At 68.5% G+C, this 24,910-nt stretch carries 26 protein-coding genes; 5 read left to right on the top strand and 21 right to left on the bottom strand.

The window, feature by feature from the left end:
* Window positions 1-42: 42 nt before the first annotated feature.
* The 5 genes from AC1DP3_RS14940 to AC1DP3_RS14920 all read left to right on the top strand — a co-directional run bounded on the left by AC1DP3_RS14940 (window position 43) and on the right by AC1DP3_RS14920 (window position 7,260).
* On the top strand, window positions 43-963 hold the full coding sequence (locus tag AC1DP3_RS14940) for a hypothetical protein (RefSeq protein WP_477294606.1): 921 nt from the start codon (window positions 43-45) through the stop codon (window positions 961-963).
* 15 nt (window positions 964-978) lie between these two features.
* Window positions 979-2,409 carry a tyrosine-protein kinase domain-containing protein gene (locus AC1DP3_RS14935; RefSeq protein ID WP_477294604.1) on the top strand — a complete coding sequence of 477 codons (1,431 nt, stop codon included), beginning with the start codon at window positions 979-981 and terminating at the stop codon, window positions 2,407-2,409.
* 66 nt (window positions 2,410-2,475) lie between these two features.
* On the top strand, window positions 2,476-4,254 hold the full coding sequence (locus tag AC1DP3_RS14930) for a DUF4012 domain-containing protein (RefSeq protein WP_477294602.1): 1,779 nt from the start codon (window positions 2,476-2,478) through the stop codon (window positions 4,252-4,254).
* A 164-nt stretch (window positions 4,255-4,418) separates the two neighbouring features.
* A complete protein-coding gene (locus AC1DP3_RS14925; protein ID WP_477294600.1) occupies window positions 4,419-4,985 on the top strand; it encodes a cell wall protein in 567 nt (188 codons plus the stop codon).
* A gap of 940 nt (window positions 4,986-5,925) precedes the next feature.
* Entirely contained in the window at window positions 5,926-7,260 is a 1,335-nt protein-coding gene (locus AC1DP3_RS14920) for a DUF222 domain-containing protein (protein ID WP_477294598.1), read from the top strand.
* Window positions 7,261-7,653: 393 nt separating this feature from the next.
* Here the strand turns inward: AC1DP3_RS14920 and AC1DP3_RS14915 are convergent, their stop codons facing one another.
* From AC1DP3_RS14915 to rplR, 21 genes are all read right to left on the bottom strand, one after another.
* Window positions 7,654-8,193 carry a YdcF family protein gene (locus tag AC1DP3_RS14915; protein WP_477294596.1) on the bottom strand — a complete coding sequence of 180 codons (540 nt, stop codon included), beginning with the start codon at window positions 8,191-8,193 and terminating at the stop codon, window positions 7,654-7,656.
* A gap of 74 nt (window positions 8,194-8,267) precedes the next feature.
* A complete protein-coding gene (locus AC1DP3_RS14910) occupies window positions 8,268-8,975 on the bottom strand; it encodes an endonuclease/exonuclease/phosphatase family protein (RefSeq protein WP_477294594.1) in 708 nt (235 codons plus the stop codon).
* Window positions 8,976-9,133: 158 nt separating this feature from the next.
* Entirely contained in the window at window positions 9,134-9,721 is a 588-nt protein-coding gene (locus AC1DP3_RS14905; protein WP_477294592.1) for a hypothetical protein, read from the bottom strand.
* Window positions 9,722-9,880: 159 nt separating this feature from the next.
* Window positions 9,881-11,314, bottom strand: a complete 1,434-nt coding sequence (locus AC1DP3_RS14900; protein ID WP_477294591.1) for a PqqD family peptide modification chaperone — start codon at window positions 11,312-11,314, stop codon at window positions 9,881-9,883.
* 82 nt (window positions 11,315-11,396) lie between these two features.
* Window positions 11,397-12,257: a tRNA pseudouridine(38-40) synthase TruA gene (truA, locus tag AC1DP3_RS14895; protein ID WP_477294589.1), complete on the bottom strand. Its 861-nt coding sequence runs from the start codon at window positions 12,255-12,257 to the stop codon at window positions 11,397-11,399.
* A gap of 20 nt (window positions 12,258-12,277) precedes the next feature.
* Complete coding sequence (locus AC1DP3_RS14890; protein WP_477294587.1) at window positions 12,278-13,708, bottom strand: mechanosensitive ion channel domain-containing protein; 1,431 nt, start codon at window positions 13,706-13,708, stop codon at window positions 12,278-12,280.
* A 42-nt stretch (window positions 13,709-13,750) separates the two neighbouring features.
* A complete protein-coding gene (locus AC1DP3_RS14885) occupies window positions 13,751-15,931 on the bottom strand; it encodes an adenylate/guanylate cyclase domain-containing protein (protein WP_477294585.1) in 2,181 nt (726 codons plus the stop codon).
* Between the two features lie 237 nt (window positions 15,932-16,168).
* Window positions 16,169-16,750 carry a 50S ribosomal protein L17 gene (gene rplQ, locus AC1DP3_RS14880; protein WP_477294583.1) on the bottom strand — a complete coding sequence of 194 codons (582 nt, stop codon included), beginning with the start codon at window positions 16,748-16,750 and terminating at the stop codon, window positions 16,169-16,171.
* 77 nt (window positions 16,751-16,827) lie between these two features.
* Window positions 16,828-17,817, bottom strand: a complete 990-nt coding sequence (locus AC1DP3_RS14875; protein ID WP_477294581.1) for a DNA-directed RNA polymerase subunit alpha — start codon at window positions 17,815-17,817, stop codon at window positions 16,828-16,830.
* 181 nt (window positions 17,818-17,998) lie between these two features.
* On the bottom strand, window positions 17,999-18,397 hold the full coding sequence (gene rpsK / locus AC1DP3_RS14870) for a 30S ribosomal protein S11 (protein ID WP_477294579.1): 399 nt from the start codon (window positions 18,395-18,397) through the stop codon (window positions 17,999-18,001).
* A 37-nt stretch (window positions 18,398-18,434) separates the two neighbouring features.
* Window positions 18,435-18,809, bottom strand: a complete 375-nt coding sequence (gene rpsM / locus AC1DP3_RS14865) for a 30S ribosomal protein S13 (protein WP_477294577.1) — start codon at window positions 18,807-18,809, stop codon at window positions 18,435-18,437.
* Between the two features lie 147 nt (window positions 18,810-18,956).
* Window positions 18,957-19,073 carry a 50S ribosomal protein L36 gene (rpmJ, locus tag AC1DP3_RS14860; RefSeq protein ID WP_005050492.1) on the bottom strand — a complete coding sequence of 39 codons (117 nt, stop codon included), beginning with the start codon at window positions 19,071-19,073 and terminating at the stop codon, window positions 18,957-18,959.
* A 66-nt stretch (window positions 19,074-19,139) separates the two neighbouring features.
* Window positions 19,140-19,361 carry a translation initiation factor IF-1 gene (infA, locus tag AC1DP3_RS14855; protein ID WP_017201569.1) on the bottom strand — a complete coding sequence of 74 codons (222 nt, stop codon included), beginning with the start codon at window positions 19,359-19,361 and terminating at the stop codon, window positions 19,140-19,142.
* A gap of 137 nt (window positions 19,362-19,498) precedes the next feature.
* Window positions 19,499-20,176 (bottom strand): DsbA family protein, encoded by a 678-nt coding sequence (locus AC1DP3_RS14850; RefSeq protein WP_477294575.1) that lies wholly within the window; start codon window positions 20,174-20,176, stop codon window positions 19,499-19,501.
* 27 nt (window positions 20,177-20,203) lie between these two features.
* Window positions 20,204-21,037, bottom strand: coding sequence for a type I methionyl aminopeptidase (gene map, locus AC1DP3_RS14845; protein ID WP_477294639.1), 834 nt, complete (start codon window positions 21,035-21,037; stop codon window positions 20,204-20,206).
* A gap of 4 nt (window positions 21,038-21,041) precedes the next feature.
* Window positions 21,042-21,656 carry an adenylate kinase gene (locus AC1DP3_RS14840; protein WP_477294573.1) on the bottom strand — a complete coding sequence of 205 codons (615 nt, stop codon included), beginning with the start codon at window positions 21,654-21,656 and terminating at the stop codon, window positions 21,042-21,044.
* Entirely contained in the window at window positions 21,653-22,975 is a 1,323-nt protein-coding gene (gene secY / locus AC1DP3_RS14835; protein ID WP_477294571.1) for a preprotein translocase subunit SecY, read from the bottom strand. Before secY ends, AC1DP3_RS14840 begins: the two co-directional genes overlap by 4 nt.
* A 143-nt stretch (window positions 22,976-23,118) precedes the next feature.
* Entirely contained in the window at window positions 23,119-23,691 is a 573-nt protein-coding gene (rplO, locus tag AC1DP3_RS14830) for a 50S ribosomal protein L15 (protein ID WP_477294569.1), read from the bottom strand.
* The gene (gene rpmD, locus AC1DP3_RS14825) at window positions 23,691-23,876 is read right to left on the bottom strand and encodes a 50S ribosomal protein L30 (protein WP_194424257.1); all 186 of its coding nucleotides are present in this window, start codon (window positions 23,874-23,876) and stop codon (window positions 23,691-23,693) included. Before rpmD ends, rplO begins: the two co-directional genes overlap by 1 nt.
* On the bottom strand, window positions 23,876-24,553 hold the full coding sequence (gene rpsE / locus AC1DP3_RS14820) for a 30S ribosomal protein S5 (RefSeq protein WP_477294567.1): 678 nt from the start codon (window positions 24,551-24,553) through the stop codon (window positions 23,876-23,878). Before rpsE ends, rpmD begins: the two co-directional genes overlap by 1 nt.
* Window positions 24,550-24,909: a 50S ribosomal protein L18 gene (gene rplR / locus AC1DP3_RS14815; RefSeq protein ID WP_477294565.1), complete on the bottom strand. Its 360-nt coding sequence runs from the start codon at window positions 24,907-24,909 to the stop codon at window positions 24,550-24,552. The genes rpsE and rplR overlap by 4 nt, the downstream gene beginning before the upstream one ends.
* Window position 24,910 lies beyond the last annotated feature (1 nt).

Genomic DNA, 24,910 nt, shown 5'->3' with positions numbered 1-24,910 from the left:
ACCGGTGGGACAACTTCCATCGAGCCTCCTGGGGGAGAACTGATGTCCGACGCACTTTCACATGAACCCGCCGCACCGCAGAAGCAAGGGCTCAGCCGCCGCCAGCTCGTCACCGCCGGCGCCTGGGCCGCACCGGTGGTCGCGCTGACTGTCGCCACGCCAGCGGCATCCGCATCGGGCTCACTGACCCTCGTGATCAGCGGAGCGTCGCTCGGCTATGCGTGGGGCTCGGGCACCCTTAACGGAATCACCGGCGCCCTCACCGTCACCAACCAGACAACTACGAAGACCGGCGGCACGGTCCAGGGAATCTCGGTCGTCGTGTCGGTCGATGCCGCCGGAATCGCGACCACGACACCGACGGGCGTGACTGCCAACTGGACACCGTCTGTGGGCACTGTGTCCGGGACAAAGGTCAGCTTCACCTTCACGTTCGCCGGCACGCTCACTCCCGGTCAGTCCCAGGCACTGAGCTTCACTCTCGGGTCCTCCGGCATCACCGCACTCACGAACCGAGCCTGGACCGCAGCCTCGAATGGCTCCACGCCGACGCCCAACACGTCGTTCACCGGCGGCAGTGCGGCGGGTACCGTCTCGCTGGTGACCGCGTCGCCGACGGTCGCTCCTTCGACGTTCCAGCCCTCTGGGACGGGAAATAACGGCAAGGACGTCGTCGTCTCGCTCAGCATCAGCGCAAATGTCTCCGTAGTGGCCCGGCTCACGGTCACGCCCAAACACAAGAACGACAACTTCATCGGGACATTCTCGGGAGGCACCATCACGCCCGGGGCGACGGACACGGCAGACGACGTGGCGACAACCAACTCCATTTCAGCCGGCCCTGCGACCATCACGTTCCCCACTTACCAGAAGCAGGACAGCGCGCTCGACAGGAAATACACGCTCGAGTTCCTCATAAACAACGTGGTCTATGCGCCTGCCACCAAGACAGGAAACCTGTAACGGGCTGAGCACCACATGGAACTTCGCGACTACCTGCGCATCCTGCGCGCGCACTGGCTCGGCATCCTGCTGCTGACCATCCTCGGGGTGGCCGCAGCGTGGGGCTGGAGCGCGACGCAGGCACGCGTCTACACCGCCACGACGAGCGCCATCGTCAACGCGGCCGCGGATTCGGGCGACGCGGGCACGCGCCTCGTCGGCAACCAGCTCGCGCAGAGCGTCGTGAAGAGCTACATCGACATCGGGTCGTGGCGGTCGGTCGCCGAGTACGTGATCGCCGACCTCGACCTCGACACGACGCCCGAGGCGCTCGTCGGCCGCGTCGACGTCACGAACCCCCTCGACACGGTCGTGCTTCGGGTGTCGGCTGACGGGCCGACACCGGAAGAGGCGCGCGACCTCGCCGAGTCGTGGGTGCGCGGCATGATCAACGAGATCGAGAAGCTCGAGGGACCGGCATCCGAAGCAGCTGTCGCCGTGATCCCCGGCGACTCGGCGCGCCTGCCCGGCGCCCCCTCCTCCCCGAACACGCGCCTGAACCTCCTGCTCGGCGGCCTCATCGGCCTCGCGCTGGGGATCGGCTATGCGGTGCTGCGGTATGTGCTCGACCAGCGCGTGCGCAACCCGCGCGACATCGAGCGCGAGACCGGAGTGTCGGTCATCGGCACGCTTCCCGCATCCAAGGAACTGTCCTCCGAGCGCAAGGTGCTCACCTTCAGCGGGCGCAACGACTCCGCGACGCCGATCGCGGAGGCGACGCGCGAACTGCGCACGAACCTGCGCTTCATCGACATCGACAACCCGCCGCGAGCCATCGTCGTGACGAGCCCCATCCCGGGCGACGGCAAGTCGACCATCGCCGCCAACCTGGCGGTGAGCATCGCGGCGGCCGGCGAGCCCGTCGTCCTGATCGACGCCGACCTGCGTCGCCCCATGATCGCATCGCTCTTCGGACTCCCCGAGGGCGCGGGGCTCACCGACGTGCTGACCGATCGCGCCGAGCTCGCCGACGTCGCCCAGGTGCTGCCGCTGCGCGAGAACCTCGTCGTGATCGCCGCGGGGCGCACGCCTCCGAACCCGAGCGAAGTGCTCGGGTCGCAGAAGATGCGCGACCTCATCGCCGGCCTCACCAAGCACGCGCTGGTCATCATCGATTCGCCTCCGCTGCTGCCGGTGACCGATGCCGCCGTGCTCGCCACGAACGCGGATGGCGCCGTGGTGGTGGTGTCGGCAGGCAAGACCACGTACGACATGCTCCACAAGGCGCTCGGCAACCTCGAGAAGGCGCACGCCCGTTCGCTGGGCGTCGTGCTCAACAAGGTGCCCCGCACCGGAGCCGACGCGGCCTACTACGGCTACCAGTACCAGGGAGATTACACACCGACCGTCGAGACGGCGCCCGAAGACTCGACCCCCGGGCCGTCCCGCCGGCGCGCGAAGGCCTGACCCCGGTCGCATGCTCCGCACCGCTCCATCGCACCTGCTCCCGACCTCCCCCGTGAGGCGCCTCTCGTGAGCGACAGCCCGCTGCCTCGTCCCGCCCGCGTGGCCGGCAGGTTCGTCGTGATCGCGCTCAGCGCGCTGCTGCTCCTGTCGATCGCGGCAGTCGTCTGGCTGGGTGTGCGCGGAGCGATCGCGGCGAACCACCTCCTCGCCGCTCGGAGCGAGGTGCAGCAGGTGGTCGAACTCATCGACGATCCCGCGGCCGCAGCCGCTGGAATCGCCGAGGTCGGCCAGGAGACCGCCGCCGCCCGCGCGCTCACGAGCGACCCGGTGTGGCAGGTCGCCGAGAAGCTCCCCTGGATCGGGCCGCAGCTCTCGGCGGTCTCCACCATGGCCGCGGCCGCTGACGACGTCGCGAGCAGCGCCCTCACGCCCCTCACGGAAGTTGCGGCCACCCTGACGCCCGCCGCGATGAAGCCGGCTGACGGACGCATCGAGCTCTCGACCTTCGTCGGAGTGCAGGATGCCGCCACCGCCGCGGCGGACGGCATCGCCGCTGCCGCCGACTCGGTGGATCGCATCAATCAGGTCGCGCTCCTCGCGCCGTTGCGCGATGTCGTCGACGAGGTGCGCGGCATCCTGAACACCGCCCGCAGCGGGACGGACGCCCTGGCCCGCGCGTCCGTGCTCCTGCCCGCGATGCTCGGCGCGGAGGGGCCCCGCAACTACCTCATCCTCTTCCAGAACAACGCGGAATGGCGCTCGCTGGGGGGCATCACGGGCGCCCAGGCCCTCGTCCACACCGAGGGCGGGGGGATGCAGCTCGTGCAGCAGGACTACGCGCAGAACTTCCCGCAGTTCGACCCGCCGGCGCTCGAACTCGACCCGGAGGTCGTCGCGATCTACGGCCAGAGCCCGGCAACCTGGATGCACAACGTCACGCAGGTGCCCGACTTCACCGTCTCGGGTCCGCTGGCCCAGGCGATGTGGGCGCAGAAGCACGGCGTGGAGGTCGACGGCGTGATCGCGATCGATCCGGTCGCGCTCTCTTATCTGCTCGAGGCGACCGGTCCGCTGACCCTCCCGTCCGGAGACGTCCTGTCGTCCGAGAACGCCGTGCTGCTCCTCCTCAACGACGTGTACTTCCGCTATCCCGACCCCGTCGATCAGAACACTTTCTTCAACGAGGCGTCACGCGCCGTGTTCGACGCGATCGCGCGCGGCCAGGTCGACGCATCGACGCTCATCTCCGCCCTCGGCCATGCGGGCGACGAGCGGCGGCTGTTCCTGTGGAGCGCGCACGCGGAAGACCAGGACGTCCTCGCCGACAGCACGCTCGCCGGCGCGCTCCCGCCGACCGACGACCTGACCTCCACCTTCGGCGTGTTCGTCAACGACGGCACGGGCTCGAAGATGGACTTCTATCAGACGCTCGAGACCCAGCTCGCATGGGGCCAGTGCTCCGTGGATGCCGCGGGCCGCGCCTCGGGCACCGCGACGCTCGCCGTCACAATCGGCAACACGGCACCGGCCTCGGGACTCCCGGATTACATCACCGGCGGCGGCGCGTACGGCGTCCCCCCGGGCTCCGCGAAGACGGTCGGCTACCTCTATCTGCCCGAGGGATTCGAGCTGACCGGGGCCGAGATCACACCGGAATCCGGCTTCGGCGGCGGATTCCACGACGGCAGGAGGGTCGTGAGTTTCGAGACGACACTCGCCCCGGGCGAGTCCGCCACCGTCACGATCACAGCCGATACCACGGCCCCGACGGGCGCTCAGCTGGACGCGTGGGTGACGCCGACAGTTAACACAGACGTAACTCCTCAAGTTGGCGCTTGCCTGTGAACTTCCCTACAGTGAAACCAGGGCACCGCAGCTCGGATGAGATTCACGTCCACCTCTCGCGGTGCCTTTTGCTGTACTCGCAGTCTGTTCCTCCGATGAACCACCAGTTCGTTCCAACTGATCTGTCCCTCGCCTCACGGCCTGCACGAAAGAGTACGACCTATATGAAGCACACGATCCGCAAGACCGCCGTGGTCGCAGCTCTCGTTGCGGCCTCTGCTCTGGCACTGCCCACGGCAGCCCAGGCAGCACCATCCATCTATCCGCCGTCCAACGCGTGCAGCGTTGTGCCCACGGTCGTCACCCCTGGCGCCACGGTCACGTTCAACTGCGTCAACGGCACGTTCACCCCCGGCGAGTTCGTCTCGGTGCGGGTGTCAGGCAACACCTCGGCGAAGGTCGGCTACCTCAAGCTCGCGACCACCTCGTCGGGTTCGGCGACGTCCACCTCCGGGGGTGCGCTGTCGATCGGGATCACCTTCCCGAGCAACGCCAGCGGCACCTACAACCTCGAGGCCTTCTCGGAGACCTCACCCGGCGGCACCGCCTCCGTCTCGGTCACCACCGCCAGCACCAGCGGCGGCTCGGACGACAGCCTCGCTGTGACCGGCACCGACAGCGCCTCGCTCCTCGGCCTCTGGGTCGGCGGCGGCGCGCTGGTGCTCACCGGTGGAGCTCTCGCCGTGGCTGCGACCGTGCGTCGCAACCGCAAGCAGAACGTCGGCATCTGACCCACCCGCACCTCGAGAACGACGGGGCCCCGACCGCTCAGGTCGGGGCCCCGTCTTTCTTCGCTCGCGGGACTGTGGTTCTTCGGTGTCGTTCTTCGGTGGTGGACCCGTCGTTCTTCGCTGGCGGGCCCGTCGTTCTTCGGTGATGGACCCGTGGTTCTTCGGTGATGGACCCGTCGTTCTTCGGTGGTGGACCCGTCGTTCTTCGGCGGCGGACCGGTGGTTCTTCGGTGGTGGACCCGTCGTTCTTCGCTGGCCGGCCCGTCGTTCTTCCGTGGTGGGCCCGTGGTTCTTCGGTGGTGGACCCGTGGGGCGCCCCGCTTCGCTCGCCCCTGTGATCGGCGGCGGTCTGCGCGCACGACGGGCGGTGCGGGTGGCGCTGCGGACTCGCGAACCCATGAGCTGTTGCCGAGACCCTGTGCAGCAGCGCATGGGCTCGGAAGGAACTTATGGGTTCGCGAGTCCACCTGCGGAGGCGGCAGCGCGAGTGGCGGCGGGCGGCGCGGTGGCGCAGTGCGGGCGGCGCGGGTCGCGCGTCGCGGGCGCCGAAGAGCGTGCGACGAGGTGCCRGCGGGCGGCGCGGGCGGCGCGGCGCGGCCGGCGAAGTGCGGCGGCGCGGCGCGGGGGACGCAGTGCGAGTGGCAGCGGGCGGCGCGGTGCCGGCTGCGCGGTCGCGCGTCGCGGGCGCCGAAGAGCACGCTACGAGGCGCGAGTGGCCCAGTGCGGGCGGTGCGGGCGGCGCCAGTGCCGGCGGCGTGGCGCGGGCGACGAAGTGCGAGTGGCAGCGGGCGACGGACGGGAGTTCAAGCGCCCCTTGGCAGTCGGTCCCTGAGGTTCGGCTCAACTGGGTGGTCGTCTGCCCCGACGCCGGCGTGCTGGTCAGGAGCTCCTGCTCGTCGACATTCGAACGAATGTCGGAGGGTGGCGATACCGTTCTTCTATGACCAACCCCGTCGCCGCACTCCTCGAAGAGGTGAAGCAGATGTGCGCGCTGAACGAAGGGGAGCCGATCGAGTCGCTGCCGCGCGAGCGGCTCGTACAACTGAATCAGGCGATGGGGCGAGCTCGCAGATTGATGGATGCTGCGCAGGCGCGAGTCGCGTCCGAGATCGCACGTCAGTCCCGGCCCGAACTCGGGCCTGACAGTCTCGCGAAGCAGCAGGGCTTCCGAAACCCGACGACCCTCATTGCCGCGACGATCGGCACGACTTTCGGTGAAGCCTCCCGGTTGGTGCAGGTGGGCGAGGCCACCGCACCGCGCATGACTCTCACCGGCGAAGCGGCACCGGCTCGACACCCCCACGTCGCCGAGGCACTTGCGGCCGGGACGATCGGAGCGCACGCCGCTGGCGCGATCATCACGATGCTCGACAAGGTCGCAATCCGCGCAGGCCGGCACGGCGTCGAGAAGGGCGAGAAGCTCCTCGCTGAGCGCGCCGCAGGCCTCACCCACGACCAGCTGTCGAAGCTGGTGCTGAGGGTCGAAGCATGGATCGATCCCGACGGTGTGGGGCTCCGCGAGGACGATCTGCGAGCGGAGCGGTGGGCGACGGTGCGCGAGGAGCGCAACGGCATGATCTCGGTCACGGCCCACCTCGATCCCGAGCATGGGGCCCCTGTCAAAGCGGCCATCGAGGCGCAGGTGACAGCGGATCTGCGGGCTCAGCGCGATGCCGGTCCCGACGCCCCGCAGCGTTCGATCCGGCAGATGCAGGCGGATGCCCTCGCCAGGATCGCGACGCATGCGCTGGGGTGTGACCGAAGCGAGCTTCCGCTCGAAGGAGCGACCGTGGTGGTTCGCATGAGCCTCAGCGACCTGACCGACGGCACAGGTCACGCGACGATCGATGGCCTCTCGGCGCCCGTCTCGGTCGAGACCGCCCGACGCATGGCTGCCGGCGGCTCCATCATCCCCTGCGTGCTCGGCGGGAAGAGCGAGATCCTCGACTGGGGCCGTGCCAAGCGACTGTTCACCCCAGCCCAACGCCTTGCGCTGGTCGAGCGCGACGGTGGGTGTGCGATGTGCGGCGCTCCTCCATCCCACACGAAAGCCCATCACATCAGATGGTGGGCGAGGGATGCCGGACCCACTGACTTGTCGAATGGGCTCCTCCTCTGCGAGTCCTGTCACCATCGCATCCACGACAACGGCTGGGAGATCTCGATCGAGGGCCCGGGCACGGACGCCCGTGTTTGGTTCATCCCTCCCGGCAGTGTCGATCCGGATCGAACTCCGCGGCTGGGCGGTCGCGCGCGCTATGACGTGGTCGCGTGACTGCAATCGCTCGTCGTCAGTGCTCGTCGACAGCGCTCGTCGTCAGCGCTCGTCGTCAGCGCTCGTCGTCAGCGCTCGTCGTCAGCGCTCGTCGTCAGTGCCCGACGTCAGCGCTCGTCGTCAGTGCTCGGCGTCAGCGCCGGTCGTCAGCGCTCGTCGTGAGCGCTCGTCGTCAGCGCTCGTCGTCAGTGCTCGACGTCGGTGCTCGGCGGCAGTGCTCGGCGGCAGTGCTCGTCGTGAGCGCTCGGCGTCGGTGCTCGGCGTCAGCGCCGGTCGTCAGCGCTCGTCGTCAGTGCTCGTCGTCCGCGCTCGACGTCCCCGCTCGACGTCAGCGCTCGACGTCAGCGCTCGACGTCACCGCCCGTTGTCAGTGCTCGACGTCCGTGCTCGGCGTCAGTGCTCCGCGGCGGTCTGCGCACACGACTGGAACACCGCTTTGACGAACGCGAGCGACTGGTAGACGTACTGATAGGCCCACTCCACCACCGTGGCGGGCTCGCCTGCGGCGACGACCGTCGATCGTCCCGGGTAGCACTTGCTGAACCAGTAGCGGGTGCGGGCGACGTGCGGCGTCGAGGTCACGACGATCACCGACGGCGCGTCAGGCGCCGCCGAGGCGCTCGCGCGCTCGGCCATCAGCAGCACCTCACCGCGGGTCGTCGACGGTTCGGCTACCGCGCAGGTGACCTCCGCCTCCTGGCAGAGCGCGATGTCGCCCGCCGTCTGGCCGTTGGCCGCCTGCACCGAGATGACGATGCGGTCGGCGAGACCTTCGTCGCGGAGGCGCTCCGCGACCGACAGGCGCACGTCCATCGGCGGTCCGAGAACGAGTGCGACGTCACTCTTTCGCACCGGGTCGATCCCGGGGAACACGTACAGCGGCAGCCCGGCGAGCACGAGCATCCACACGGCCGCGACGAGCGTCAGGACCATCACGCCGAATCGAGGCCGTGTGCCTCCGCGCCGGTCGCGAGATCGCGGTGAGGCTGTCGCCATCTTCTGGCGCGTTAGGCGCTGGTCTGCTCTGCCGCGCCGAACGCGACACCCGCGGTCGGCTCGGCGGTGATGAGGATCGGCAGGTGGTCGCTCAGCCCCTGTGGCAGCGTCTTGACCTTGTCGATCGTGAACCCGGCGGACGTCGCGAAGTCGTAGTGCCCGCGGAAGAACCGGTAGGCGGTGTAGGTGTGCGCATCGCTCATGCTCAGCTCGTAGCCCTGCTCGCGCACCTTCTGCCAGAGGTTCTCTTTGAACACCGGATAGTTGTAGTCACCGACCATGAGCGTAGGAAGCCCCTCGCCCAGCTGCTGCAGCTCGCTGAGCGCGGTGCGGATCTGGTGGCGGCGCAGCGAGTTGAGCGCGGTGAGGGGCGCGGCGTGGAACGACGCGACGATGAGGTCTCGACCGTGATCGATGTCGTGCAGCCTGACGCCCAGCATCCGCTCCTCTGCGGGCTTGAGCATCCGGTCGTGCAGCGACTTCTTGAGGCTGAGGGCGCGCACGTCGACGACGCGGAAGGTGTTCTCGCGGTAGTAGACCGCGAGCCCCAGGCGATTGCGCTGCGTCGAGTGAGCGAGTCGCAGACCACCGATGGATTCCGGGATGTCGGCCGTATCGGCCTCCTGCAGGCACAAGGCGTCTGCACCGTGGGCCTCGACCAGCGTCACGAGCTCACCGGCGGCGCGATGCTTGCGGAGGTTGTACGAGATCACCCTCATGCCGACTCCCTGCCGCTCATCTCGACTCCTCATGCTCGTGACGGATTCCACCCTACGGCGGAAGGGCGACCCGTGAGGTATCGGGTGCGCGACCGACAGAACAGTGATATCGGCCGGGTTGGTCGCACTCTCCGGCAACGGACCGAGTGGGATCTTCTCTACGACGAGGGGACTGTGATCGTCAGCTCCCCCGCCAACGACTTCGCGTGGGGGGCAAGGGCGATGCCGCCCACCGCGATGGTGCCCGGGGCGAGGATCTCGATACTGGAGAAGCTCACGTTGTAGGTGCCCGTATCGCTCGGCCCCGTGGTGGTGAGGTTCAGCGCCGAGATGAAGGTGAACGTCACCACGCTCCCCTGCAGCACGCCAGACCCGACTTTGGCCCAGTTGCTCCCAGACCCCGACAGGAAGGTCACCGTCGACGTCGTGGAGAACAAGGCTGCGGGCAAGGAGATTGTCACCGTGACGTTGCCGACGGGCTGGCTGGGTGCCGCATAGTCGACGAAGACTCGCCCGTTGAGGATGACACCGACATACTGCCCCTGATCCTGGTCGAGGTACGGGCCGAAGTTCTCGAATTTCAGCTGCGGGCCATCGGGGTGACTCGCGGATGCCGCGGGCGCCGCTGCCGTCATCACCAGCGCCGGAGCCCCCCAGGCGCCGGCCTTGAGCAGCTGACGTCTGCCGAGTGCGGGCTCTCGTGTCTCGGGAGAGTTGGTCGGAAGTGCTGTGTGGGCGGCGCTCAACATGGTCTCCAAGGTCGAGTTGAAGCGATAGTGAGGTCGGTACGAAAAAGCGAAGGCGCCCATGGGCGCCTTCGCTAGCCTCACCATAGCAGTGCGAATGTTCGCCTCCACCTCGCCCCGAGAGGGGCGCGCGCGGCCCGCCGCACCTGAGGGTCGCGGCTAGGCTGCGGGCTGCGACGCGATCAGCCGCGACTCGACCAGCTGGGCGACGAAGTCCGCCACGTCCTCGACCACGGTGGCGGCGTTGCCCACCTCTGCCGCGCCGGCGGCCGCCGCGGCACGGGCGGTCAGCTGGGTCAGCGTGATCGGCTGCTCCAGCCACTCCCAGATCAGTGCGGCTGAGCCCGCGAGTGCGGTCGGCGCGGCGATCGCGCCATCCCCCGAGGGGCTGAGCGGAAGCGCGATGATCCGCTCCTCACCCTCGACCCATGCGACGTCTGCGCGGCGCGTGAGCAGCGGCTCATCCGAGGTGAGCAGCCCGGCGTCCAAGAGCTCGCCGGTCGCGATGAGCACGGCAGCCCGGGCATCGAAGCCGTCGGGCTCGCCGTAGGTGCTGGTCGCGGCATCCACGAACTGGCCGAGCGTGGCGTTCTCGGCGACGCGCCAGACCGCGGGCGCGATGCCGCCGAGGACACTCACGTGCCCCCGCTGTTCGGCGTCGACGGTGAGGATCGCGATGCGATCGGGGTGCTCGAGCGCGACCTCGTCGGCGACGGCGACGCGCGAGAAGCGGGCGCCCGTGAGGGCCGAGTCGGCGGCGTCCCCACGACTCGCAGCGAGCGCCACGTCGGACGCGGGCGCTTCGTGCTGCGGCAGCTCCGGCAGCACGAGCGGCGCCGCCGGCCGCGCGACGAGCTGCGGGACGATCGCCGGCAGCGTCACCGCCTCGCGGTACTTCACCGTGCGGATGCCGCCGGTCGCGGTCGCGAGCGCGGCGATGAACCGCAGCGCGGCGTGCTGGTCGGGGAGGAAGCTCGTCTGCGCGACCAGCTCGCCGAGCACGTCTCCGAGATCGGAGTCCTCGACGACCGGGGCCTCGGGATGTGCGGCATCCCGATCCAGCATGACGATGGCCGCGACGTGCAGCTCCGCGGCGGGGAGCGGCGTCAGGTTAAGGTCGGACGGAGCCATCTGCGTCTTCGGGGCGGCCGGATCCTCGATGACCGACAGCGGCTTGCGGTACGGCCAGACCCGGCCGTCCTCGTCGATCGCGATGGTCTCGTCCGAGACGTAGCCGTACGTCTCTCCGAGCGCGCGCGCCGCGGTCGTCTTGCCGCGCCCCGATGGACCTACGAACACCACGACCTTGCCGTCGGGCATCGCGATGCCGGCGGCGTGCAGCATCCACGCCCGTCCTCGTGCGGCATCGATCGCCGCGAGCGTGACAGTCTGCGAAAGGCTGGAGAGCATCTGCACCCGGTCGGTGCCGAGCGCGCTCACCGTCCCCGCCGGCTCGGGCGCGGCATCCGTCCCGTCCGGGATGATGGCATCCGCCCAGGCCGTGCGGACCGCCGCCTCGTCGTCGGGGTCGAGGCCGCTCAGATCGATCGCGATGCACGAGCCGACGGCGTCGACGAGAAGGGTACGGGGCACATCGGAAGTGTACGGGCCGCGTATTGCGGTGCTGTGACGCGCCGGCTGTGCCGGGGGTCTGTGCCCGGTTCCGAGTGGCGATCTACTCGCGGTCACGACGCGCCCGCGTCTGCTCGGCGCGCCCCGCCAGCTGCTCGTCGGCCGGATAACCGACAGCGGTCAGGGTGAGCCCGCGCGCCGCGAGCACCTTCACCTCGGGCACGCGCTCGCGGTCGTCGCGGATCGAGGCGACGTCGTCCACCTCGAGGCGCCCCTCCCCCACCGCGACGCAGGCGCCGACCAGCGCTCGCACCATCGAGTGGCAGAAGGCATCGGCCTTGACGTTCGCGATCAGGATGCCGGTCGCATCGCGATGCCAGTCGAACTCGAGGAGCGTCCGGATCGTCGTCGCCTCCTCACGCGGCTTGCAGTAGGCGGCGAAGTCGTGGAGCCCGATCAGGCTGCGGGCAGCAGCATCCATCGCATCCACATCCAGGTCTGCGCGGACGTTCGTGGTCCGCAGCCGCTCGAGCGGGTCGTACCCCGACACGCGGTCGGCGACGCGGTACTCATAGCGTCGCCACACGGCCGAGAACCGGGCGTCGAAACCCGCGGGCGCAAGCGAAGTGGCGTGAACGGCGACGTCCGGGTAGGCGCCCAGCACGCCGCGGAGGCGGGGCGCGAGCCGCGCGGCAGGTTCAGGAGCGGTTCCGGATGCCGCATCCTGCCGCCCCGGCCGCGCCACGAGTCGGGCGACCTGGTCTTCATCGAGGTCGAGGTGCGCGACCTGTCCCGCCGCATGCACCCCCGCGTCCGTCCGACCGGCGACGACGAGCCGCGGGGTTCCGCCGAGCACGCGGGTGATCGCATCCTCCAGCGTGCCCTGCACCGAGCGCAGCCCGGGCTGGCGCGCCCACCCGCGAAACTGGGTTCCGTCGTAGGCGATGTCGAGGCGGATCCGCACCGCCTCAGCCTATTGCCGCCTCACCCCATGACCCGGCGCGTGGGGTCGAGGCGCTCGCCCACCGCCTCGAGTGCCGACCGCGCCAGCCGGACTCGGTTGTCGTTCTCGCGGACGACCTCGCGCGCGAGGGACGGATGCGCGCGCACGATGTCGTCGAGCACGCTGACGGGGATCTTCACGACCTCCACCTCGGTGAGCGCGATCGCCCGCGAGATGGTCCGGCTGCGGGTGAGCGCGGTGAGCCCGACGGCGTCGTCTCGCGACAGCTCGGTGATCTGCACGAATCCCGAATCGGTCGGCACTCCGAGCATCACGCGCCCCGAGAGGATGAAGCGCGTGGCGTGCGGCACCGTTCCCGGCCGCAGGATCACCTCGCCCTGCGCGTACCGCTCGAGGCGGGCGGTCTCGGCGAGCGCCTCGGCCTCGGCGGGGTGGAGGCTCAGAGCCGGCGACACCTGCCGAAGGGCCGCGAGAAGCCGGTCCGCGCTGTTCCAGTCGTCGGTGAGGTCGCCGTCCAGGTGGAGATCCGCGCGGCGTGCGGCGTACCAGAGCCGCGTGGTGAAGGCGTCGAGCACCGCACCCTCGTCGCCCGGCGACTGCAGCGGAATCGACACCCGGTACTTCGCTCCCCCCGCCGACGCCACGGTGGGCTCGCGATCGGGCGAGACGAGCGGGATCTCGCGCGCGACGTCGATGAGCATCTCACGGACTCGCAGCGGCGGATCGTCGGTGGAGAAGGATGCCTCCTTCGTCGCGGAGTACGGGTCCACCGACCGCGAGAGGTTGGTGAACGACCCCTCGGCGAGCTCCGCCGTCGGCATGACCACGATGCCGTTCCCCGTGTCGAGGTGGACCGCCCGCCAGTTGACCTCGATGATCTGCCCGCGGACGCTGCCGGTGTCGATCCAGTCCCCCAGCTGGAACGGCGCCTCGAAGATGAGGAAGAGCCCCGAGACGATGGAGCCGACCGCGTTCTGCAGGGCAAGGCCCACCACGATCGAGGTGATGCCCAGCGCGGCGAAGACCCCCGCCACATCGGCATTCCAGACCCAGTAGAACACCAGCGCGACACCCACGATGATGAACACGAACCGGATGAGGTCGCTGAAGATCGTCGGGAACCGGTCGCGCCACGAGCCCTTCTCGGCCCGGTGGAAGACGAGGTGATTGACCGCGTTGATCGTGACGACGATGACGAGGAGCCCGAAGATCGTCCAGATCACCTTCGGCCAGGTGCCGGAGCCCTCCCAGGCACCGGGCTGGCTCAGCAGCACGAGCACCCCGGCCACCGGCACGAGGTAGTTGCGCACCATCAGGACGATGGGCGCAGCCCTGCTGCCGGTGCGCTGGAGCATGTTGGCGAACTCGGTCAGGCCGATCAGCACGAGCGGAAGCCCGACCGAGACGATGACCGCCGGCCAGAACCACGGCTGCGTCGTGATCCCGCTCATCGCGAGGCCCCCTGCCGTTCAGACCGCACGATCACGGATGCCTCAGCCCCCGACGACCGGGACGCTGGTTTCCACGCGCCACACGCGCTGCGTTCCGCTCTTCGTCGTGACCTCGCCCGCGGGTACGAGGGTGATGGTGTCGGGGAGACGGTCGGCGACGCGCTGCGTCAGGTAGATGCCCGCCTCGTCGTAGTCGCCCTGCACGCGATAGGCGAGGTTCACAGCATCCCCCCACATGTCGTAGACGATCCGGGCGCGGCCGATGAGACCGCTCGTGACCTGCCCGGAATCGAGGCCGGCCCGGAGGTCGAGCTCGAGACCCTGCTGGGCCGAATAGCGCTCGAGGATCGTGTGGAGCTCGATCGCGAACTCGACCGCCCGCCGCGAGTTGTCGACCCGCGGCGTCCCGAGTCCGACGCTCGCGACGTACGACTGCCGGGTCGTCCGCACGCGTTCGACCCCGTACCGCTCGGCCGCCTCGTCGAAGATGCGGATGAGATCGTTGAGCTTCGCGATCGCCTCGCCGGACGACAGTGTGAGCGCCAGCTCCTCGAAGCCGACGATGTCGGCGAAGATCACCGTGACGTCGTCGTTGTCCTGCGTGATCGCGTCGTCGCCGTGCTTGTAGCGGTCGGCGATCCCCTCGGGCATGAACGAGAGCATCAGGGCTTCGTTCGCCTTCTCCTGCCGCTCGATGAGGTCGGACTTGATCTGCAGGCTGCGGCTCATGTCGTTGAAGGCGGTCGCGACGTCGGCGAGCTCATCGCTCGACCCCGCGTCGACCTGCACGCCCTCCTCGCCCGCCGCGATGCGCTGGGCTGCGAGCTTGAGTCGCCGCAGCGGTCTCACGAACACCTGCGCGAGCACCAGCGAGAGGAGGCAGACGAAGATGATCATCGCGGCCGTCGAAAGGAACAGGTTGCGGGTGAAATCCTCGACGGGCGCCATCGCCTCGTCATAGCTCTCCTGCGCCACGATCACCCAGCCGAGGTCGCCGACCGCCAGCGGCGCGTACGCCGTGATCGAGTTGCGTCCCAGATAGCTGCGCTCGACGATCGCCCCGTCCTCGCCCGCCTGCGCGCGGGCGACGGCGTCTGCGGTGACGACCTGCTGCAGGAGGGTGTTGCCGTTCTGAACGCTGAGCGCCGCAGCCCCGGGTGAGAGTCCCGCCGCCACCGCGGACGAGCGATACGCATCCGGTTCGTCCTGCAACTGGCGCGAGATGGAGCGCATCGTGCCGTCCCGGCCCACCAGATAGGTCTCGCCGGTCTCCCCGAGGCCGTTGTCGGCCCACTCGCCGCCCACGGTCATGACCTCGTTGATCCGGTCGATCGGGAGTTCGATCGCGAGCGCACCGACGACCTGGTCATCGACGGAGATCGGCGTGACGGCCCACCCCGCGGGATTCCCCAGGCTCGGGCTGTAGGCCGAGAAGTCGGAGAACACCACTTCACCCGCGATGTTGCGGCTCATCACCTGCCGGTACGCATCGGCGAGGTTCGACAGCCGGTAGGGCCCCTCGAGCAGGTTCGCCCCGAGGTCGACTCCCTTGAACGCCGTGTAGACGACATTGCCCTGCGTGTCGAGCATCAGGACATCCTCGAAGCGCTGCAGCTCGGTCATCGCCCGGTAGTAGTCGTGGTACTTCGCGTGGGCGGCCGTCCAGGCGCTGCCGTCGCCCGCGTCATCGACCACGATGGCGTCCTCCCAGGTCTCGTAGGGGATGACGTAGTGATATTGCAGGTAGCGCGCGGCGGCATCCCGCGGTGCGAAGGTCGCCCCGTCGACATCCTGACCGGTCGCCTCGGCGAGCTGGGTGGCGAAAGTCTCGTCGTAGTAGTCGTCCACAGCAGTGGATGCCGCGGGATCGAGCTGCGACCCGTCCAGCTGCGCGAATCCTTCGCTGAAGGCGAGGGCCGCCTGCTTGCTCGTCTCGTTCATCGCGCTCAGGCGCACTGCGTTCTCGATCGTCCCGAACAGCTGGACGACCTCCCGCGCCCGGTTCTCGCGGATCTCGACGAGCTTCTCGGTCGCGATCGCCCGCAGTGCCTGAGTGCCGTTGAGATACCCGATGACCCCGACGACGATGCTCGAGAGCACGCTCACCGACAGCAGCATGATCAGGAGGATCGAGTAGATCGACAGACCGGCGCGCCGACGAGGCTGCGGTGTGCCCACCCACTGGGCTGCTGCCGCAGCCGGCTCGCTCTGGTCGGACTCCACAGCCCGGCCGCCGGAAATGCGCGTGACGCACGCTCCTGAACCCCGAAACCCCCGGCCCCCGGGGGATGCGCTCAGACTAGCGGGATGCCGCGAGCGCCCGATAGTGACTCCCGTGACGTCCGTGGCCCGGTCCCCGCGTCACGTCCTCGGAAAGCACGAAACCCGCGGGACCAGAAGGTCCAGCGGGTCTCGTGAATGCAGGGATGCCGGATGCCGGCATCCGCGCGAGAAGCGGTGTTACTCGCTCTTCTCGCCAGCAGCGTCGTCGACGACGGCCTCTTCGGCGGCGGCCTCGGCGGCAGCGCCCTCCTCGGGCGACTCGGCGCCGGCCTCGGCTGCGGTGTCGTCGGTGGCGTTGTCGTCCGTCGCCTCGACCTCAGCGGCCTCGTCCTCGGCGGGCTCCTCGACCTTGGCGGCAGCGGCGGCCGGAGCGGCCTTCTTGGCCTTGACCTTCGGGTTCACCGGCTCGAGGACGAGCTCGATGACGGCCATGGGGGCGTTGTCGCCCTTGCGGTTGCCCACCTTGGTGATGCGGGTGTAGCCACCCGGGCGGTCGGCGACGAGCGGCGCGATCTCGGTGAAGAGCTCGTGCACGACGGTCTTGTCGCCGATGACCGACAGCACGCGACGACGCGCGTGCAGGTCGCCGCGCTTCGCGAACGTGACGAGGCGCTCGGCGAGGGGACGAACGCGCTTGGCCTTCGTCTCGGTCGTCGTGATGCTCTTGTGCGTGAAGAGCGCGGCCGCGAGGTTCGCAAGCATCAGGCGCTCGTGTGCGGGGCCGCCTCCGAGGCGGGGACCCTTGGTGGGCTTGGGCATATCAATTACTCCAGAGGAAGAAAGTCGGTCTCACGGATGCTTCGACCCGGCCGCGAAGCCGGGTGCGCGGCATCCGGTCAGATGGTCTCGTCGTCGTAGCCGCCGTAGAAGTGCGCGCCGTCGAACCCGGGGACCGAGTCCTTCAGCGACAGGCCGAGCGAGATGAGCTTGTCGCGCACCTCGTCGACCGACTTCTGACCGAAGTTGCGGATGTTCATCAGCTGCGTCTCCGAGAGGGCGACGAGCTCGGACACCGTGTTGATGCCTTCGCGCTTCAGGCAGTTGTACGAGCGGACCGACAGGTCGAGATCCTCGATGGGCATCGACAGCTCGTTGGAGAGGACGGTCTCGACCGGCGGCGGGCCGATCTCGATGCCCTCGGCCTCGACGTTCAGCTCGCGGGCGAGACCGAACAGCTCGGTGAGCGTGCGACCGGCCGAGGCGACGGCGTCGCGCGGCGCGATCGAGGGCTTGGACTCGACGTCGAGGACCAGCTTGTCGAAGTCGGTGCGCTCACCCGCACGGGTGGCGTCGACGCGGTAGCTGACCTTCAGGACCGGCGAGTAGATCGAGTCGATCGGAACCTGTCCGGCCTCGGCGTACTCGTTGCGGTTCTGCGTCGCCGAGACATAGCCGCGGCCACGCTCGATCGTGAGCTCGAGCTCGAACTTCGCGGTGTCGTTCAGGGTCGCGATGACGAGGTCGGGGTTGTGGATCTCGACGCCGGCGGGAGCGGAGATGTCGGCGGCGGTGACCTCACCGGCACCCGTCTTGCGCAGGTACGCCGTGATGGGCTCATCGCGCTCGCTCGAGACGACGAGCTGCTTGATGTTCAGGATGATCTCGGTCACATCCTCCTTGACACCGGGGATGGTGCTGAACTCGTGGAGGACACCGTCGATGCGGATGCTCGTGACGGCCGCACCGGGGATCGACGAGAGGAGGCTGCGACGGAGCGCGTTGCCGATCGTGTAGCCGAAGCCGGGCTCCAGCGGCTCGATGATGAAACGGCTGCGGAACTCCCCGATCTTCTCCTCGGTCAGGGTCGGACGCTGTGCGATGAGCACTATGTGTTCCTTTCGATCACGTGCCCGCTATATGACACGTGCGGTGGGTGAGGTGTTGAGTTTTGTGCAGCGGATGCCTCAGGCCGAGGCATCCTGATGTTTCGATACGGGCGCCTGCGGCGGCCTACTCAACAAACGAGTAGGCCGCCGGGCGGACCGACGTATGGAAAGCCTCTGAGGATCAGACGCGGCGGCGCTTCGGGGGACGGCAGCCGTTGTGAGCCTGGGGCGTGACGTCGTTGATCGAGCCGACCTCGAGGCCGGCGGCCTGGAGCGAGCGGATCGCGGTCTCGCGACCCGAGCCCGGGCCCTTCACGAAGACGTCGACCTTCTTGACGCCGTGCTCCTGCGCCTGGCGGGCAGCGGACTCCGCGGCCATGCCGGCGGCGTACGGCGTCGACTTGCGCGAGCCCTTGAAGCCCACGCCACCCGACGACGCCCAGCTGATGACGGCGCCCGACGGGTCGGTGATCGAGACGATGGTGTTGTTGAACGTCGACTTGATGTGGGCGTGGCCCAGCGCGATGTTCTTCTTCTCCTTGCGGCGCGGCTTGCGCGCGGCTGACTTGGCCTGTGCCATGTGCTTGTTCTCCTGAGTCCTGAGCGCAGGCGGCGGCCTAGCGCGCCTTCTTCTTGCCGGCGACGGTGCGCTTCGGGCCCTTGCGGGTGCGTGCGTTCGTCTTGGTGCGCTGACCGCGCACGGGCAGGCCGCGACGGTGGCGGACGCCCTCGTACGAGCCGATCTCAACCTTGCGGCGGATGTCGGCGGCGACCTCGCGACGGAGGTCACCCTCCACCTTGTAGTTGCCTTCGATGTGATCGCGCAGCGCGATCAGCTGGTCGTCGGTGAGGTCCTTGACGCGGATGTTCTCGTCGATCTCCGTCGCAGCGAGGATCTCGTTGGAGCGGGTGCGTCCGACACCGTAGATGTAGGTAAGGGCGATCACCACGCGCTTGTCGCGCGGGATGTCTACGCCGGCAAGACGTGCCATGCGGTTCTCCTGGGAGTGAGTGGAGGTGTGGAGCAGGATCGGTGCTCGGGCCTCCGCCCGAGGTGTCCCCCGCTCTCGCGGGTTCTGATCCTGCCTTTGTGTGTGTTGAGTTGTGAGCTCACGGGCCGCGCCGGGCGCGGCATCCGATCAGCCCTGGCGCTGCTTGTGACGCGGGTTGCTCTTGCAGATCACCATGACGCGACCGTGGCGGCGGATGACCTTGCAGTGGTCGCAGATGGGCTTGACGGAGGGATTGACCTTCATGATTTTCCTGTTTCGCTGTCTTCACCGGGCAGGCGGAACCGCCTGGGGTGTTACTTCTCGATCGGTCTAGCGGTAGCGGTAGACGATGCGCCCGCGGGTGAGGTCGTAGGGGCTGAGCTCCACGACCACGCGGTCTTCCGGGATGATGCGGATGTAGTTCTGCCGCATCTTGCCCGAGATCGTGGCGAGGACCTTGTGTCCGTTGCTCAGCTCAACGCGGAACATCGCGTTGGGCAGCGCCTCGGAGATCACGCCTTCGATCTCGATGACACCGTCTTTCTTCGCCATACGCTCGCTAACACTTGTGCAGACCGATCGATCTGCGGTGGATGGGGGTTTTGGTGCTTGGACACGCCAATACAGGCGCAACGCACCAAAGAACAAGCATACGTGATAAAGGATGCCGCGGCAAACCGCGCCCACCCTCAGCCCTGAAGGGCGTCGACCAGGTCCTTCTGGGGGTCGCCGGTCAGCTTGACGAACTCGCCGTTCAGCAGCACGGTGGGCGTGCCGATGCCTGCTGCGTCTGGCTGGACGGGCGTCTCCTCCGTCATCGCGGTCACGTACTTGGAGTAGCTGCCGTTGTTGACGCAGTCGTCGATGCCCGTCACGCCCACGCCCGAGGCGATCGCGAGGATCTGGTCGTCCGTGAGACCGGTCGAACCTTCCTCGGGCTGGTTCGCGTACATCGCCTGGAGGAACGGGAGGGATGCCTCGGCATCGGCGACCGCGACGCAGTACATGGCGTTCGCCGACCGGGTCGAGTACTCGGTGCCCTGTGAGGCCCGGTCGAGGATCGAGATCGGATGGATGTTCAGCGTGATCGAGCCGTCGTCGACGAGGCCCTGGATCGTCTCGCCGTAGATGTCCTCGAACTGCCCGCACACGGGGCACATGAAGTCGATGTACGTCGCGAGGTCATCGGGGCCGTCGCCCACGGCGATCGCCCCCGTCTTCGCGTCGATGTTCGACGCCTGCGGCGCCTCGCCCGGTGCCGTGGCCTGGCTGTTGCCCCACACCACGACGCCCGCGATGATCAGCAGGACCACGACGACCCCTACGCTGATCCAGATCGCGAACCAGTTCACCTTGCGCTCGGCCATGCCGCTCTCCTCCTGTGCTCTGCGGAACTACGCGACGGGCACAGGCGTGACACCGAACGGTGCCAGGCCGGCCCTGCCGCCGTCGGGTGCGGTGAAGACCCAGATGCCGTCATCGTGCACCGCGACGCTGTGCTCCCAGTGGGAACCCGCCGTGCCGTCGATCGTCGAGACTGTCCAGTCGTCGTCCTCGACCAACGTCGCCTGGTCGCCGATGACCACCATCGGCTCGATCGCGAGCGCGAGCCCGGGGCGGACCTCAGGACCAGGATCGGAAACGCGGTAGTTGAAGACGGACGGCGCTTCGTGCATCTTCCGTCCGATCCCGTGGCCGACATAGTCGCGCAGGATGCCGTACCCATGCCCGGACGCATCGATGTGGTCCTGGACGGCGGCGCCGATCTCGGCGAGGTGGCGCGCCGAGGCGAGCGAGGCGATTCCCGCCCACAGCGACCCTTCGGTCACCCGCGACAGCTCTTCCCGCTCCGCGACGACCTCGGGGCGCGTCGGGTCGGGGACCACGACGGTGAAGGCCGAGTCGCCGTTCCAGCCCTGGAACTCGGCGCCGGCGTCGATCGAGACGATGTCGCCGGGCTCGAGGACCCGGGCTGACGGGATGCCGTGCACCACCTGCTCGTTCACCGACGCGCAGATCGTGTGCCGGTAGCCGCGCACCATCTGGAAGTTCGAGCGTGCGCCGCGCGAGCGGATGACGTCGTAGGCGACGGCATCCAGCTCCTCAGTCGTGACGCCAGGGGCGATCATCGCCCGAACCGCATCGAGCGCCGCCGCCGTGATGAGCCCCGGCTCGATCATCGACCGCAGCTGGGCGGGCGACTTGTAGATCGATCGGCGGAGGGCCACCACGTCAGGCCGCAGCCGACCGCGCGAAACCGCGCGCGTCKAGCGCCTGCGAGATACGGTCGGTGATCTCGTCGAGAGAGCCCACGCCGTCGATCTCGTCGACGATCCCCCGGCTGCCGTACACATCGAGGATCGGAGCCGTCTCGTTCTCGTAGATCGCCAGGCGAGCCGAGATGGCGTCGTTCGTGTCGTCCGCCCGGCCCTGCTCGGCCGCGCGCTTGTGCAGCCGGGCGATGCTCTCGTCGCGCGGCACGGCCAGGACGATGACCGCGTCGAGGGCCTCTTCGCGCTCCTCGAGGAACGCGTCGAGGTGCTGCACCTGCGCGAGGTTGCGAGGGTAGCCGTCGAGGAGGAACCCGGCGCTCGCGTCCGGCTGCGAGAGGCGGTCGCGCACGACCGCACTGGTCAGCTCATCGGGCACGAGGCGCCCCGAGTCGATGATGCTCTTGACCTGCTGGCCGAGCTCGGTGCCCTGGGCCACGTTCTCGCGGAAGACGTCGCCCGTCGACACGACGGGGATGCCGAGGCTCTCGGCGATGCGCACGCCCTGAGTTCCCTTGCCGGAGCCCTGGGGCCCGACGATCAGCAGGCGGACGGGACGGTGGCCGTGAGCGGTCATCGAAGGAGCCCTTCGTAGTGGCGCTGCTGCAGCTGCGCGTCGATCTGCTTCACCGTCTCGAGTCCGACGCCGACGATGATCAGGATCGATGCGCCGCCGAACGGGAAGTTCTGGTTGGCACCGACCGCGGCCAGCGCGATGAGGGGCAGAAGGGCGATGAAGCCGAGGTACATCGAGCCGGGCAGCGTGATGCGCGTCAGGACGTAGTCGAGGTACTCGGCCGTCGGGCGGCCTGCACGGATGCCGGGGATGAACCCGCCGTACTTCTTCATGTTGTCGGCGACCTCGACGGGGTTGAACGTGATCGCGACGTAGAAGTAGGTGAAGCCGACGATGAGCAGGAAGTACAGCGCCATGTAGAGCGGGTGATCGCCGCGCACGAGGTACTGCTGAACCCACGCCACCCATGCCGGAACCTGCTCGCCGGGCTGCGGCTGGTTGAACTGGGCGATCAGCGCGGGGATGTACAGCAGCGACGAGGCGAAGATCACGGGCACGACACCGGCCATGTTGACCTTGATGGGGATGTACGTGTTGGTTCCGCCGTAGGTGCGGCGACCCACCATGCGCTTGGCGTACTGCACCGGGATGCGGCGCTGCGACTGCTCGACGAACACGACGAGGGCGACCACCACGACACCGACGGCCAGCACGAGGAGGAACACCTCGAAGCCCTTGGTCTGCCAGATCGCCCACATCGACGCGGGGAAGGCCGCCGCGATCGACGTGAAGATGAGGATCGACATGCCGTTGCCGATGCCGCGCTCGGTGACGAGCTCCGCGAACCACATGATGAGGCCGGTGCCGGCGGTCAGCGTGATGATCATGAGCAGTTGCGCCCACCACACGTCGTTCGTCAGGAGCTGCTCACAGGCCGGGATGCCGGACGTGCCGAACAGCTGGCCGCTGCGGGCCACCGTCACCAGCGTCGTCGACTGCAGCAGTGCGAGCGCGATCGTCAGGTAGCGGGTGTACTGCGTGAGCTTCGCCTGGCCCGACTGGCCCTCTTTGTAGAGGGTCTCGAAGTGCGGGATGACGACGCGCAGGAGCTGGACGATGATCGTCGCGGTGATGTACGGCATGACGCCGAGCGCGAAGATCGACAGCTGCAGCAGTGCACCGCCGGAGAAGAGGTTGACCAACGACAGCAGTCCCTCGGTGCCCGCGGACTGCTTGAGGCACTCCTGGACGTTGGGGAAGTCGACGAAGGGGGCCGGCACGTGAGCGCCGAGCCGGTACAAGGCGATGATCGCCAGGGTGAATGCGATCTTCCGACGAAGGTCGGGTGTACGGAAGACCCGCGCGATTGCGCTGAACAAGAGGCTGCCTCCAGAAGGGATGCCGGCGCGGACTGGGCGCGCCGTCAACCAGAGTAACCCAGCGGATCGCCGTCGACATTGCGAGGGCTCTGCGCTGGGGACGACAGCAGGGGCCGGAGCGCTGCTCCGACCCCTGCTGGGTACTACTTGACGGTGCCGCCCGCGGCGACGATCTTCTGCTCGGCGGAACCCGAGACCTTGTCGACCGCCACGGTCAGCTTGACCGCGATGTCTCCGGTGCCGAGCACCTTGACCTTCTCGTTCTTGCGAACCGCACCCTTGGCGACGAGGTCGCCCACGGTGACGTCGCCACCGCTCGGGTAGAGCTCGGCGAGCTTCTCGAGGTTGACCACCTGGTACTCCACGCGGAACGGGTTCTTGAACCCGCGCAGCTTGGGAGTGCGCATGTGGAGGGGCATCTGCCCACCCTCGAAGCCGGCCTTGACCTGGTAGCGGGCCTTCTGGCCCTTGGTGCCACGACCGGCCGTCTTGCCCTTCGAGCCCTCACCGCGACCGACACGGGTCTTCGGGGTGTTGGAGCCCGGGACCGGACGCAGGTGGTGGACCTTGAGGACACCGGGACGCGATGCCGGAGCATCCTTCTTCGCGGCGGCCTTCTTGGGGGCCTTGTCAGCAGCCGGCTTCTTGGCGGCTGCCTTCTTGGGCGCGGCGGCCGGGGCCACCTCGTCCTTGTTCTTCACGGCCTTCTCAGCCATCAGTCGATCTCCTCAACCTTGACGAGGTGCGCGACGGTCTTGACGTAGCCGCGCGTCTGCGCGTCGTCGGGACGGACGACGGTGTCGCCGATCCGCTTGAGACCGAGCGAACGCAGCGTGTCACGCTGGTTCTGCTTCTCACTCACCTTGGACTTGACCTGGGTAACCTTCAGGCGCGCGGCCATCAGACACCTGCCTTCGCAGCAGCCGTGGCCTCAGCCTCGGCACGGACGAGACGGGCGGGGGCGACCTGGTCGAACTCGAGGCCACGGCGCGCGGCGACCGCACGCGGCTCCTCGAGCTGCTTCAGCGCCGCCACCGTCGCGTGGACGATGTTGATCGTGTTCGACGAGCCCAGGGACTTCGACAGCACATCGTGGATGCCGGCGCACTCGAGCACGGCACGCACCGGGCCACCGGCGATGACACCGGTACCGGCGGCGGCCGGACGAAGGAGCACGACACCGGCGGCAGCCTCGCCCTGCACCGGGTGCGGGATGGTCCCACCGGTGCGGGGAACGCGGAAGAAGTTGCGCTTGGCCTCTTCGACGCCCTTCGAGATCGCCAGCGGCACCTCGCGGGCCTTGCCGTAGCCGACTCCGACGACGCCGTTGCCATCGCCCACGACGACCAGCGCCGTGAAGCTGAAGCGACGACCGCCCTTGACGACCTTCGACACGCGGTTGATGGTGACGACGCGCTCGAGGAACTGGCTCTGCTCGCGGTCACGTCCACCGCGGTCGCGGTTGGGGTTGCGCTCGCGACCACCGCGGCGCGGCTCGCGCTCGGTGGCGACCTCGACCGCGGGAGCGGCCTCGGTTGCAGCCTGCTCGGTCACGTTGCTCTCCTTGATTTCACTCACAGGTTCAGACCTCCCTCACGGGCGCCGTCGGCGATCGCCGCGACACGGCCTGCGTAGCGGTTGCCGCCACGGTCGAACACGGCGTCGGTGACGCCGGCGGCCTTCGCACGCTCGGCGACGAGCTCGCCGACCTTGCGTGCCTTGTCCGTCTTGTCGCCATCGGCGCCGCGAAGGTCGGCTTCCAGCGTCGAGGCGGAAGCGACCGTGTGGCCCTTGCTGTCATCGACGAGCTGAACGAACACGTGGCGTGCCGAACGGGTGACGACGAGGCGGGGACGCTCGGGGGTGCCGACGACCTTCTTGCGAAGACGGGCGTGACGACGCGCGCGGGCGTCGGACTTTGACTTGACAGCCATG

Source organism: Microbacterium sp. P5_B6 (assembly GCF_056400345.1).
The sequence above is the reverse complement of the archived record's forward strand: the minus strand, read 5'-3'. Positions and strand labels throughout refer to the sequence as shown.